The sequence below is a fragment of the Pseudomonas sp. FYR_7 genome, assembly GCF_043106155.1.
GTDB lineage: Bacteria > Pseudomonadota > Gammaproteobacteria > Pseudomonadales > Pseudomonadaceae > Aquipseudomonas > Aquipseudomonas parafulva_B.
Genome location: NZ_JBICMI010000069.1, coordinates 26,433 through 39,317 on the forward strand (window position 1 = coordinate 26,433; position 12,885 = coordinate 39,317).

Below are 12,885 nucleotides of genomic sequence, written 5' to 3' on the forward strand. Positions count from 1 at the left end.
GGCCGACCATGAAGCTGCGCACGCGGCTCTTTCTCAGCATCTCGGCGCTGGTCACGGTCGCCCTTTTGGGGCTGCTGCTTGGCTTGGTAAGCGTCCTGCAAATGGCTTCGGCCCAACAGGCGCTGGTTCGCGACACCAATCACTCGCTGGACGTGGGGTTGAAGCTACGCCAGAACCTCGGTGAGCAGCTCATTCTGCTGCTGGATACGGACACGGCTCCAGATCAGTTGCAAGCACTGCAAGACAATTTCCAACACCTGCTCGACCAAAGCCTGGCCGACGGTGGCCAGCGGCCTGGGTTCAGCGAAGCCCGCGACCACTACCAGGCATTTCTGGAGGCTTACCACGCAACCCCGGCGCCTTCGCGCAGCCTCGCCGTGGACCAGCCACTGGGCGCCGCATTCAATCAAGTGCGCACCGACCTGATCGATTCCCACAAACAAGCGCTGGCCAACATCGCTCGCAGCGAAGAACAAAGCCGTGCCCGCGCCTTGCTGGTCGGCGGCGTGCTGGGCCTGATGGGCCTGGTGGTCCTGGTTCTGGGCTTTATCACTGCCCACAACATTGCCCGCCGATTCGGGCAGCCCATCGAGGCCCTGGCCAAGGCAGCCGATCAGCTCGGCAAGGGCAATTTCGATGTCACGCTCCCGATCACTCAAGCTAGCGAGCTGAACCAGCTCACGCGTCGCTTCGGGATCATGGCCGACGCCCTGCGCAAGCACCAGGCCACCAATGTCGACGAATTGCTCGCCGGGCAGCAGCGGCTGCAAGCCGTGCTCGACAGTATCGATGATGGCCTGCTGATCATCGATCGACAGGGCTTGCTTGAGCACTTGAACCCGGTTGCTCAACGCCAACTGGGCTGGAACGACAGCCGTGTTGGCAGCAGCCTGGCCGAAGCCCTGGAACGACCTGAGCTGGAACAGCAACTGTGCCAGGTGCTGCGCGGCGGCAGTCTGGACCGGCAACCGGACGACCTTCACATTGATGTTGACGAGGAAACGCGTCTGCTGACCTATAGCCTGACGCCCGTCAGCCATCCCCAGGGCCCGATCCTGGGCGCTGTGATGGTGCTTCACGACGTGACAGAACAGCGTGCCTTCGAGCGGGTGCGCAGCGAGTTCGTGCTCCGCGCCTCCCACGAGCTGCGCACGCCTGTCACCGGTATGCACATGGCGTTCGGCCTGCTGCGCGAACGGGTCAAGTTTCCCGAAGAAGCGCGTGAGTACGATCTGCTGGAAACCATCGGCGAAGAAATGCAGCGCCTGACCCAGTTGATCAATGACCTGCTCAACTTCAGCCGCTATCAAAGCGGCCTGCAAAAGCTCGACCTGGCGCCCTGCGCCGTCGATGAACTGCTGGAGCGGGCGCAATTACGCTTCGCCGACCAGGCGGGCCAGAAGCAGATCGAACTGGTCCTGGCCCTGGAACCGCCATTGCCACGCATTCAGGCTGACGTTGCCCAGCTCGACCGTGTGTTGGACAACCTGCTGCACAACGCGGTCAGGCATACCCCACAGGGCGGGCGCATCCGCCTGCATGCGCGGCGCCATGCCGAACGCGTGATCATCAGTGTCGAGGACACGGGCGAGGGTATCGCCTATGGCCAGCAGGCCCGTATCTTCGAGCCGTTCGTGCAAGTAGGGCGCAAGAAAGGTGGAGCCGGCCTGGGACTGGCCTTGTGCAAGGAAATCGTGCAGTTGCACGGTGGGCGCATGGGCGTCTTCTCGCGACCGGGTGAAGGTACCCAGTTCTACCTGGCCCTGCCGGTCTGATGCTCGCAAGGCGCGTCAGGCCTGTCTGCCCCGTGGCAATTTATCCCGCGTGACCAGCTCGGCGAACTGACGGGCCGTCAGGGCCTTGGCGAACAGCCAGCCCTGGCCGTACTTCACGCCCTCACCAAGCAGCAGCAGTGCCTGGTCTTCACGCTCGATACCTTCGGCGATCACCCGCAGATGCAGGTCGTGGGCCATGCGGATGATATGCGGTGCCACGCCGCTGCTGGCGGCATCGTGGCCCAGCGCATCGATGAATGCCTTGTCGATTTTCAGGCAATCCACGGGCAAGGTCTGGAGATAGGCCAGGCTGCAGTAGCCCGTACCGAAATCGTCGATCAGCACCTGATGGCCCTGGGCGCGCAGTGCTTGCAGGTTTTCGCGCGCCACCACCACATCGATCAGGCCGCGCTCGGTCACCTCGAAGGCGATCTGCCTAGGGGCCACCCGGTGCAGCGCCAGCAAGCGTGCCGCCACTTCCCCAACACGCGGAACCATCACGTCGCACGCCGCCAGGTTCACCGAGATGTACAGCATGGGCCGTGAGCGCAACAGCGGGCCGAGTTGTTCGAGGACGCGTCGCAGGACGAAGTCGGTGATCTCACGGATCTGCCCGGTATTTTCGGCCAGCGGGATGAACAGCTCAGGGCTGGTCAAGCTGCCATCGGGCCGACGCCAACGCACCAATGCCTCGGCACCCACACAGCGCCTGCTGTCGAGCTCGAAAATCGGCTGGTAAAGCACTTGCAACTGGCCACGACTCAGCGCCTGCTGTAGCTCCGAGCTCATGGAGCGTCGCTGTTGCGCCAACTGCAAGACCAGCCAGCCGATGCAACAAGCACCCAGTACGCTGCCTGGAAACAGCAGCCACAGGGCGCCATTCATGCGCAGGGGGAGACTTGCGCGTGGTGCGATCAGAACCAACTGGTAATCAGGAGACTTGGTGGGCATGCGATAGATCAGACGGTCGCTGAACTCCAGCAGCGTTTTGTGGCTGGTCGACCACACAGAAGGCGGTGGCCACACTTGGGGCGGGCCCAGTACCGGGATCGCCCGGGCACCGTTATCCAGCACGACCAACAAGCTGCCGCCCGGGGGCAAATCCACCACATCGGTCAGGTGCCCGCGGGAGGTTGACACCAGAAACCGGCCACGCCCCAGCATCAGCGCGGCAAGGTTTTCGTCGGGCTCGGTGGTGGTATTGAGCCAATAGCTGTAGACCGGCCCCTTGATATCTGGCGGGCGCAGCGGCACGAAAGCCCGCTCGTCACCTCGGTTCGAACACGCGACATCACCGTCGACATAGGCCGCCTCGTAGATGAACCGTGAACTCAACCCGATCTGCTGCAAGGCCGTCAGCATGGCGGGGCCGCAGCCACGCAAAGGCTGCGTCTCCAACAAGTCCACGCCTTCGCGCAACTGCCCGAACACCTGCTCGAGTCGCTCCAGAAAACGCTCGCCCTGAGCATTCATCTGTTCGCTTTCACTTTGTTTCATCTGCTGCAACGCAATGGCGATGCTGGCGGTCAGCAACAAGGCGGCACTGGCGATTGCCGCCAAAGCGGCAAGCATCCAGGGACGGTAGAAAAATTGGCGCAAGGCCGTCAGGCGATCAGGCATCGAAGGCATCCAGTTGATTACCAAGGTATAGCAACTCAATGGACAATTACCTTTGCCGTTTAGCGCTTCGCTTGGGCGAGGACCAAACTGCCAGCCGTCAACGCTTTACGGCATGCGGTTGAGCACCTCGAGCATGGCGGCCGTCTGCGCATCGGGCTGGCCGTCGAAGCGTTGAGGTCGAAAGCGCATCTGGAACGCCGCGATCACGTGCCGCGTCTGGACATCGGGCACGCCCGTCTGCTCGACGGCATAGCCAAACCGGGCGAGGGCCTGCTGGTACCACCCAATAGTAGGGGGATTGACCTCAAAATAGGCCTGCTGGCGAGCCACGGCAGAGGCGTCAGGCCAAACGCCCAGGCCGGCGTCGGCCAGGCGTTTCCACGGGAACAGCGGGCCGGGGTCCTGCTTGCGCAGTGGCGCGATGTCGCTGTGGCCAATAATGTGCCGTGGTTCGATGCCGTTACGCTTGACGATGTCCTTGAGCAGCGCGATCAGCGACTGGATCTGCGCTTCGCTGTAGGGGTGCCATACCCGCCCGGCAGGCGTATCGGTAAAGCCAGCATTGACGATCTCGATGCCGATGGACGATGAGTTCAACCAGGTTCTGCCCTGCCACTGGCTATCGCCAGCGTGCCAGGCTCGCCTGCTTTCATCCACCAACTGGTAGACAGTGGCGGGGCCATCACCGATCAGGTAGTGGCTGCTGACCTCGCCGTGGGTCAGCAACGCCAACGAGCGCTCCAGCGAAGCATTGGTATAGTGCAGCACCACGAACTGAATGCGGTTGTCGTGGTTGGCTGACGGGTGGCTGCGGTCAATGCGCAAGCCCGTCGAACAACCAGCGACAGTCAGCAGCAGTAAGGTGATCAGTGTTTTTTTCAGCGTGGAAAGCACGGCAGTGGCCTCAGCGAATGAGCGCTACAGTATAACGGTCTCCCCGCATCTGCGCTCGCCCTTGCCAGGCCCCGGTCAGTTCTGCTCCACGCAATTGCGCCCCCGTTGCTTGGCACGGTAAAGCGCTGCGTCGGCACGCTTGAGCACCTGATCGGCCACCTCGCCGGGCCTGAAGGCGCTCAGGCCGATGGACGTGGACACTACCACCCGCTCTCCCTTGAAGTGAAACGGGCAGGCCTCTACGGCAAGGCGCATTGTTTCGACGACCTGTAATGCGTCCGCCGGCGAGGTGTCGGGCAGCAGCAACACGAACTCCTCGCCCCCGAAGCGGGCAATGAAATCCTGGCCCCGCAGCCGTTTGCGCAACTGATCGGCCACGATCTTCAATACCTTGTCGCCGGCCAGATGCCCGTAGCCATCGTTGATCTGCTTGAAATGATCCAGGTCCAGAATCGCCATGGCCAGGTCGCCGCCGTTTTCCTGCCAGCGCTGCATTTCGCGCTCTACCTGCTCGCTCCAGGCCGCACGATTGGGCAGGCCGGTCAGTGGGTCGAGCAATGCCTTTTGCCGCTGCTCCTCCAGGTGCTCACGATAACCCAACGCTTCCTGCTCCATGCTGGCCACGCGCTCGGACAGGCCCTGCAGGCGCCCAGCCAGCGCCTGCTCGCGGCGGTCGCGCTCGTGCTGGTGCTGGTCCATTGTCATCAGCAAGCCCTCGAGTCGGCTTTCGAGCAGGTGCTTCAAGCTCGATACGTCTGCGGCGCCCTGCATGTCGGTTTGCAGCCCGTCCACCTGTTCACGCAATTGCGTGTCCAGCTGGCGTGCTGCACTGCTGTTGTCGGCGTGACCGGCACTGGCGGCCTGCAAGTGGCCGTGGAAACCTTCGAGCCGTTCATTGAGCAATTGCAGATAGGTTTCGAACTCATGCTGGCCACTGTCGGTGATCGCCAGCAGCAACACGGCAAGATCATCCAGTACAGGAATCAACTCGTACCAGTTCATACCGCGCGCCACCCGTTCGCGCATCGCCTGCGCCTGCGCCTTGTGGCGATCTGGCAGGCTCAGGTCATCCAATAGACCGAGCAGCGTCTGCTCGATATGGGCGGCAACCTGACTGTAGGGCGGCTCGACTGCGTAGGGCAGCGCATAGGCGTCTTGATCAGACAGCGGCACATCAGTCAGAGGGGGCGGGCCATCATCCGCTTCAGTTCGCAATGGCGTATCCATTGCCATGGGAGGTGCCGGGGGAATGGGTGGCGGCTCGACACCCGGCACGTGTTCAGACTCGATCAGCGACGGGGACGCATCGTTGCCTTCATGCCCATCGTGGTGAGACAGAAGAGATACTTCCTGTACCAGGGGTTGCGCGGCAACAGGGGCGGGGCCCGTCACCTGCTCGCTGGCGGCCTCGACAGGCGCCGGTTCATCGCGGCCTTTGAACAATCGCTGCAGAAAGCCGCCCCGCGATCCGCCTTCGGGCCTGTCCAGCGCGGCCAGCGCACGCCCTTGCAGACCACTGAGTTCCCCCAGCAGTGGCGGCAGATCACGAGACTGGGTAACGCCGGCCTCCAGCCGCTTGGCAAGCTTCTTCAAGGGCCTTGAGACATCGCTGCTCAACGGCAGGCCTTGCAACTGATCGACGAGCGCCGTCAGCGCATCGCCCACTTGGTGCATGCGGGTTTCGCGGCGCTGCTCAGACTCCAGTACGGCTTTTTCAAGACGGGGGATCAGGCCGGCAAGCCCGGCATCCATATTGTCACTGCGAATGACCTCGCGCATTTCCTTCATGCACTGGTCGACGACCTTGTCGCTGCCCTCGGCGGCCAACGTACTGCGAACCAGGCCTCGACGCAGCAAGTCCAGGCGCGCTTCCCAGCGACGTTCGAGCTTCTCCTGTTGCTCAATGCTTATCAGGTATTTTTCTTTCCAGCGCTCGGCTTCTTCGGTCATGCCTGTGTCCGCACGGGTGATACAACTGGGGCTGTCTGATACACACTGTCGGCGCGCGCCCGGGACACTTGAGGGCAAGCGAGGCGTCAGTTGATTCAGCTCAAGGCCGGCAGCGTATCCACAGTCAATGCATCAGGCAATCGGATCTCGACGGCCACGGGAAGATGATCGGAAATCGGCTGGGCCAGCACCTCGACCCTTTCCAGGGTAAGGCTCGGGCTGAGCAGGATGTGGTCCAGGCAGCGCTGTGGTCGCCAACTGGGGAAGGTGGCCTCCACCTGGGGCGCGATCAGGCCAAGGTCGCGCAAGGGTGAGTGCTCGAGCAGGTCGGTGGCATGGGTGTTCATGTCCCCCATCAACACCTGATGGCGGTACCCGCCGATCAGTTCGCGGATGTAGGCCAGCTGCAGTGCGCGGGTCTTGGCGCCCAATGCCAGGTGCATCATGACCACGATCAGCGCGTCCTCACCCTCGCCGAAGCGCACCAGGATAGCCCCGCGCCCTGCTGGGCCAGGCAGTGGGTGATCTTCGAGCTGATGAGGCTTCAGACGGCTCAGTACGCCATTGCTGTGCTGGGCGAAGCGCCCAAGGTTGCGATTGAGCTGTTGGTACCAGTAGGGGAAGGCACCCAGTTGGGCCAGATGCTCGACCTGGTTGACATAGCCCGAGCGCATGCTGCCCCCATCCGCCTCTTGCAGGGCCACTAGGTCGAAGTCCCCAAGCAACTTACCGATTTTCTGCAAGTTGCTGGCTCGGCCAGTGTGCGGCAACAGGTGCTGCCAGCTGCGCGTCAGGTAATGCCGATAACGCTCGGTACTGATGCCTACCTGGATATTGAAGCTAAGCAGCCGCAGACGACCATCTTCCGGCAAACCGGGGGCTTGCAGGTGATGCTCGTTGACCTGCGGCTGGGGCAGGGCAACGCCGCGCGTGGCCCGTAGGCGAGGCATGGGTGCGCTGCCTACTTGGCAGCGCGCTCCTTGTCGATCAACTGGTCGGCCACGTTGAGGACACCCTCTGGCCCACCAGCGGTGCCCAGGTCGAAGCGGTACTTACCGTTAACCACCATGCTGGGAACGCCAGTGATTTCATATTTCTTGGCCAGTTCTTTCGCCTGGTTGACCTGTCCCTTGATGGCGAAGGAGTTGTAGGTAGCCAGGAACTTGGCCTTGTCCACACCTTGCGTTGCCAGGAAATCGGCCATGTCTTTTGGGCTTGTCAGACGCTTGCGCTGGTTTTGAATGGCGTCGAATACCGCCGCGTGCACCTTGTGCTCGACGCCCATCGCTTCCAGGGTCAGGAACATCTGGCCATGGGCATCCCAAGGGCCACCGAACATGGCCGGCACACGCTTGAAGTTGACATCCTTGGGCAGCTTGTCGACCCAAGGGTTGATGACAGGCTCGAAGTGATAGCAATGCGGGCAGCCATACCAGAACAACTCGACCACTTCGATCTTGCCAGGCACGGAAACCGGAACCGGGTTGCTCAGCTCGACATATTCCTTGCCGGCTACAGGCTCTGCGGCCTGGACGGAAGTCATACCAAGTACGCTGGCAGCGACCAGCGCAGCGCTGAGAATCAGTTTACGCATGCTTTACTCCTGAGCAGTCATGGGTCGCCACGGCACGACCTGGATTGAGACAGGCCGGGGAGGGCTCTAGTTCTGTAGTGTAACGGCTGCGGGCAAAAAAAAGGGCAGCCGCGCCGCCCTTTCATCTTTGGCTTGCAACATTAACCCGGCATTAATGCAGGCCCTGGATGTAGCTGGCCAAGGCCTCGATGTCATGGTTACTGAGCTTCCCGGCGATGGTGCGCATGGTCATGGCATCCCCATCATTGGTGCGGTTGCCTTCACGGAAGTCGGTGAGCTGCTTGCTCACGTACTGGGCATGCTGCCCGCTCAGGTGAGGGAACCCGGCCAGTGCGATACCTGCCCCGTCAGGCGAGTGGCAGCCCGTGCAGGCCGGCATGCCCTTGTCCAGGTCGCCACCGTTGAACAGCGCACGCCCACGCTCGACCAGCGCAGGGTCGGCTGCACCCACGCTGCCTTTCTGGCTGGCGAAATACGCCGCGATGTCGGCCAGGTCCTGGTCGTTGAAGCCGGCCAGCATGCCGGTCATCTCCAGCACGACGCGTTTGCCGGACTTGATGTCGTGCATTTGTTTTTCGAGGTAGCGCTGGCCTTGACCTGCCAGTTTGGGGAAGTTCGGTGCCAGGCTATTGCCATCTGGGTTGTGGCAGGCCCCGCAGACGGCCGTCTTGGCCTGACCTGCGGCGGCATCGCCTTTGACGGGCTGCGCAGCAGTGGCCGCACCTGCGACACCCAGGCTCAACAGCAGACTCACGACTAGTTTGTTCATCAGCTAATCCAACACGGCTAGGGGTGAAATGTTATGTATCGGGACTGCCATTCATCCAAAGGATGACCAGACGGTAGTCCTCGGCACTGCAGTCCATGCACAATCCACGCGGCGGCATAGCCTTGAAACCCTGAGCATTGTGCCGTGCCGAGCTATTCATGCATTGCGCCAGATCAGGATTCGGGTTGCCCGATCGCCCGTCTGGGCTCATGGAGCAGGCGTTCGCTGTACCCCCCGCACACACGCGGTTGTACAACACCTCGGAATCCTGTGTAGCCTGTGCGCTGAAAACCGGCAGGAACAGACCGACAGCAAGCGGCCATTGCGTATTGCGCCATGACGTTCAGGGTTGGGGGCCGCGCTGCGTTCTAATGCGCAAGCTCATGTTCGACACCCCATGCTCGTCCCCCAAAGCCGGGAGAATGAGCACACAAAAACTGGGGCATTATATACTTCCGCCACCCAAACGGAAACGACACCGCTTGCCAGGCTCCGCTCGACAGGGGGCTGGCATCACCACATCGGATATCCCATGCAAGTCAAGAACCCCATCCTCGGCCTGTGCCAGAAAGCCAAATTCGCCCTCAGCGCTGCCAAGGTCGAACAATGCCCGGACGACCAGGGTTACGAGGTGGCCTTCGCCGGCCGCTCCAACGCCGGCAAATCCAGCGCACTGAACACGCTGACCCATGCCAGCCTGGCCCGTACCTCGAAAACACCCGGCCGTACCCAGTTGCTGAACTTCTTCAGCCTGGATGACGAACGCCGCCTGGTCGACCTGCCAGGCTACGGCTACGCCAAGGTGCCCATCCCCCTCAAGCAGCACTGGCAGCGCCACCTGGAAGCTTACCTGGGTAGCCGCGAATGCCTGCGTGGCGTGATCTTGATGATGGATGTCCGCCACCCGATGACGGACTTCGACAAAATGATGCTCGATTGGGCCAAGGCCAGCGGCATGCCCATGCACATCCTGCTGACCAAGGCCGACAAGCTCACCCACGGCGCCGCCAAGAACACCTTGCTCAAGGTGCAATCGGAGATCAGGAAAGGCTGGGGCGAAGGCGTGACCATCCAACTGTTCTCGGCCCCCAAGCGCCTGGGCCTTGAAGACGCCTACCGCGTGCTGGCCGACTGGATGGAGCTCGAAGACAAGCCTGCCGCCTGAGGGCGAAGGCCCGCATCAGGCAAATTTCAGGCAAAAAAAACCCCGGACTTCGTATGGGGAGGGGGAAGTTCGGGGTCCAAGCCCGGACCGCTAGGGCGGGGTCCGGATATCTGCCAACACTTAACACAACATAGGAGCATCGAACGGCTTCACCAGCCATTCAGGTACTCTGAGTTGCAGTTCACTGCTTTAGTTCCTGGGGCCTGGAACTATTTGCCGCAGTTTCATGAAACAGCTGGACACAGGCCGGGGCGCCTGTAACGACAAATCGCCACACAACGCCCCTTTGCCCCGTGCAATCAGTGGGCTTCGTCCCAGTTCGCGCCTACACCGGCCTCGACCAGCAGCGGCACATCCAGCTGCGCCGCCTGGCTCATATGCTTTCGAATTTCATCTTTCACCAGGTCCACGAGGTCTTCGCGCACCTCGAGAACAAGTTCGTCGTGCACCTGCAGGATCACCCGCGCATCCAGTGCGCTTTCGGTCAGCCAGTTGTCCACGTTGACCATGGCACGCTTGATGATATCGGCGGCCGTGCCTTGCATCGGCGCGTTGATCGCCGTGCGCTCGGCTCCTCGGCGCAAGGCTGGGTTCTTGGCGTTGATATCAGGCAGGTAGAGCCTGCGACCGAACAAGGTTTCCACGAACCCCTGCTCTGCGGCCTGGGCACGGGTACGTTCCATGTAGGCCAGCACCCCTGGATAGCGGGTGAAGTAACGATCGATGTAGTCCTGGGACTGCTTGCGGTCCACCCCGATCTGCTTGGCCAGGCCAAAAGCGCTCATGCCGTAGATCAGCCCGAAGTTGATCGCCTTGGCGCTGCGCCGCTGGTCATGGGTAACCTGTTCGAGCGCGACGCCGAATACTTCCGCTGCCGTCGCACGGTGCACGTCCAGATCGTTTTGGAAGGCGTGCAGCAAGCCTTCGTCCTTGGCCAGGTGCGCCATGATGCGCAGCTCGATCTGGGAGTAGTCGGCGGCCAGCAGCTTGTAGCCAGGGCTTGCGATGAAGGCCTGGCGGATTCGCCGGCCTTCGGCCGTACGGATCGGAATGTTCTGCAGGTTCGGGTCACTGGACGAAAGACGGCCAGTGGCCGCCACTGCCTGCTGGTACGACGTGTGGATGCGACCCGTGCGCGGGTTGATCTGCCCTGGCAGCTTGTCGGTGTAAGTGCTCTTGAGCTTGCTCAGGCTGCGGTACTGCATCAGCACTTCAGGCAGTGGATACCCTTGTTCGGCCAGCTCGTCCAGTACGGCTTCTGCCGTCGATGGCTGGCCCTTGGCCGTCTTGCTGATCACCGGCATGCCCAGCTTGTCGTACAGAATCGCGCCCAGCTGCTTGGGCGAACCCAGGTTGAATTCCTCCCCCGCCAGTTCGAAGGCCCGCTGCTCCAGCTCGGCCATCTTCACACCCAGCTCGCCGCTCTGGACGTGCAACAGCGCCGCATCGACCAACGCGCCCTGGCGCTCGATCTTGGCCAGCACCGGCACCAGCGGCATTTCGATGTCCATGAGCACCGGCTGCACACTGGGCGTCTTGGCCATGTGCGCCTGCAACGCCTGGTGCAGGCGCAGGGTGATGTCGGCATCTTCGGCCGCATAGGGGCCAGCCTTGTCCAGATGAATCTTATTGAAAGTCAGCTGCTTGGCACCTTTGCCCGCAATGTCCTCGAAAGCGATGGTGGTGTGCCCAAGGTACTTTTGCGCCAGGCTGTCCATGTCGTGCCGCGTGCCCGTCGAGTTGAACACGTACGATTCGAGCATGGTGTCATAGGCCACACCCCGCACCTGGATCGCGGGCGAACCGTTGGCAAGGATGTTGATGTCGTACTTGGCGTTCTGGCCCACCTTGGCTTTTGCCGGATCCTCCAGCAGGGGCTTGAGCGCAAGCAGGACGGCCTCACGATCCAACTGGACAGGGGCGCCTTCGTAGTCGTGCATCAAAGGGACGTAGGCCGCTTCATGGGGCTCGACGGCAAAGGAAATCCCTACCAGCTGGGCGCGCTGGGCATCAAGGCCGGTGGTTTCGGTATCGAACGCGAACAGCGGTGCCTGGCGCAGCTTCTCGAGCCAGGCGTCGAAGCGTTCTTGATCAAGGATGGTTTCATAGCGGGCTTCGACCATGGCCGCCGGGGCCTCCACCGGGGGCAGTTGGTCCCCCTCCCGAGCCGCATCGCGCTGCAGGTCGGCAATCCAGCTCTTGAACTCCATTTCGGTGTACAGCGCCAGCAGCGCCTCGCGGTCCGGTTCGCCGCACACCAGTGCATCGACTTCGATGTCCAGCGGCACGTCGATCTTGATGGTAGCCAGCTCGTAGGACATGAAAGCCGCATCCCGGTGCTCTTCAAGCTTGGCGGGCAGGCTCTTGGCGCCACGGATAGGCAGCGCAGGCACCTTGTCCAGGTTCGCGTACAGGTCGCTGAGCCCCCCGCCGATCCCGGTCAACAGCCCGACGGCAGTCTTTTCGCCCACGCCTGGCACACCTGGGATGTTATCGACCTTGTCGCCCATCAGCGCCAGGAAGTCGATGATGTGCTCGGGGCCGACCCCAAATTTCTCGTGCACGCCAGCCACGTCCAGCACGCTACCGGTCATGGTATTGACCAGGGTAATGTGCCCGTCGACCAGCTGCGCCATGTCCTTGTCGCCGGTAGAAATGATGACCGGGCGGTTCAGCGCCGCGCTGCTACGGGCCAAGGTACCGATGACATCGTCAGCCTCGACGCCTTCGACGCACAACAGTGGGTAGCCCATGGCCTTGACGCTGGCATGCAGCGGCTCGATCTGCACCCGCAGATCGTCCGGCATGCTGGGGCGGTTGGCCTTGTAGTCGGCAAACAGGGTGTCGCGGAACGTGCCGCCCTTGGCGTCGAACACCACGGCGAACAAGCTGTCCGGGTACTGCCTGCGCAGGCTCTTGAGCATGTTGAGCACACCCTTCACCGCACCGGTCGGCATACCCTTGGACGTGGTCAGCGGGGGCAGGGCATGGAAGGCGCGATAAAGGTAGGAGGAACCGTCCACGAGGACGAGGGGCGCTTGGCTCATGAGCAGAATCAACCTTTTCGACGGGTCCGGCGCTAGAATAGCCAGAATCATTGACGACAAAGGGACTAGGT

At 62.0% G+C, this 12,885-nt stretch carries 10 protein-coding genes; 2 read left to right on the plus strand and 8 right to left on the minus strand.

Annotation, left to right across the window (positions count from 1 at the left end):
• Positions 1-8: 8 nt before the first annotated feature.
• Complete coding sequence (locus tag ACF8R3_RS16770; protein WP_058638795.1) at positions 9-1,775, plus strand: KinB sensor domain-containing domain; 1,767 nt, start codon at positions 9-11, stop codon at positions 1,773-1,775.
• Between the two features lie 15 nt (positions 1,776-1,790).
• On the opposite strand, the gene ACF8R3_RS16775 is transcribed toward ACF8R3_RS16770, so the two are convergent.
• The 7 genes from ACF8R3_RS16775 to ACF8R3_RS16805 form a co-directional block, all read right to left on the minus strand.
• Complete coding sequence (locus ACF8R3_RS16775; RefSeq protein ID WP_058603692.1) at positions 1,791-3,395, minus strand: EAL domain-containing protein; 1,605 nt, start codon at positions 3,393-3,395, stop codon at positions 1,791-1,793.
• A gap of 105 nt (positions 3,396-3,500) precedes the next feature.
• Entirely contained in the window at positions 3,501-4,289 is a 789-nt protein-coding gene (locus ACF8R3_RS16780; protein ID WP_058638706.1) for an N-acetylmuramoyl-L-alanine amidase, read from the minus strand.
• 75 nt (positions 4,290-4,364) lie between these two features.
• The gene (locus ACF8R3_RS16785) at positions 4,365-6,239 is read right to left on the minus strand and encodes a GGDEF domain-containing protein (RefSeq protein ID WP_058638707.1); all 1,875 of its coding nucleotides are present in this window, start codon (positions 6,237-6,239) and stop codon (positions 4,365-4,367) included.
• 95 nt (positions 6,240-6,334) lie between these two features.
• Positions 6,335-7,189, minus strand: a complete 855-nt coding sequence (locus tag ACF8R3_RS16790; RefSeq protein ID WP_023532864.1) for an endonuclease/exonuclease/phosphatase family protein — start codon at positions 7,187-7,189, stop codon at positions 6,335-6,337.
• A gap of 11 nt (positions 7,190-7,200) precedes the next feature.
• Positions 7,201-7,833 carry a thiol:disulfide interchange protein DsbA gene (dsbA, locus tag ACF8R3_RS16795; protein ID WP_058638708.1) on the minus strand — a complete coding sequence of 211 codons (633 nt, stop codon included), beginning with the start codon at positions 7,831-7,833 and terminating at the stop codon, positions 7,201-7,203.
• 151 nt (positions 7,834-7,984) lie between these two features.
• Positions 7,985-8,602 carry a cytochrome c gene (locus tag ACF8R3_RS16800; protein WP_023532830.1) on the minus strand — a complete coding sequence of 206 codons (618 nt, stop codon included), beginning with the start codon at positions 8,600-8,602 and terminating at the stop codon, positions 7,985-7,987.
• A gap of 31 nt (positions 8,603-8,633) precedes the next feature.
• Positions 8,634-8,906: a cytochrome c5 family protein gene (locus tag ACF8R3_RS16805; RefSeq protein ID WP_078477785.1), complete on the minus strand. Its 273-nt coding sequence runs from the start codon at positions 8,904-8,906 to the stop codon at positions 8,634-8,636.
• Positions 8,907-9,134: 228 nt separating this feature from the next.
• Here ACF8R3_RS16805 and yihA point away from each other — a divergent pair, with 228 nt between their 5' ends.
• Positions 9,135-9,767, plus strand: coding sequence for a ribosome biogenesis GTP-binding protein YihA/YsxC (gene yihA / locus ACF8R3_RS16810; RefSeq protein WP_058638709.1), 633 nt, complete (start codon positions 9,135-9,137; stop codon positions 9,765-9,767).
• 299 nt (positions 9,768-10,066) lie between these two features.
• Here yihA and polA read toward each other — a convergent pair whose 3' ends face one another.
• Entirely contained in the window at positions 10,067-12,814 is a 2,748-nt protein-coding gene (gene polA, locus ACF8R3_RS16815) for a DNA polymerase I (RefSeq protein ID WP_058638710.1), read from the minus strand.
• Between the last annotated feature and the right edge of the window lie 71 nt (positions 12,815-12,885).

Bases quoted from the DNA above. Each gene is read 5' to 3' on its own strand.
- ACF8R3_RS16790 (WP_023532864.1), bottom strand. From the start codon at position 7,189: ATGCCTCGCCTACGGGCCACGCGCGGCGTTGCCCTGCCCCAGCCGCAG.
- ACF8R3_RS16800 (WP_023532830.1), bottom strand. From the start codon at position 8,602: ATGAACAAACTAGTCGTGAGTCTGCTGTTGAGCCTGGGTGTCGCAGGT.
- ACF8R3_RS16785 (WP_058638707.1), bottom strand. From the start codon at position 6,239: ATGACCGAAGAAGCCGAGCGCTGGAAAGAAAAATACCTGATAAGCATT.
- ACF8R3_RS16775 (WP_058603692.1), bottom strand. From the start codon at position 3,395: ATGCCTGATCGCCTGACGGCCTTGCGCCAATTTTTCTACCGTCCCTGG.
- polA (WP_058638710.1), bottom strand. From the start codon at position 12,814: ATGAGCCAAGCGCCCCTCGTCCTCGTGGACGGTTCCTCCTACCTTTAT.
- yihA (WP_058638709.1), top strand. From the start codon at position 9,135: ATGCAAGTCAAGAACCCCATCCTCGGCCTGTGCCAGAAAGCCAAATTC.
- dsbA (WP_058638708.1), bottom strand. From the start codon at position 7,833: ATGCGTAAACTGATTCTCAGCGCTGCGCTGGTCGCTGCCAGCGTACTT.
- ACF8R3_RS16770 (WP_058638795.1), top strand. From the start codon at position 9: ATGAAGCTGCGCACGCGGCTCTTTCTCAGCATCTCGGCGCTGGTCACG.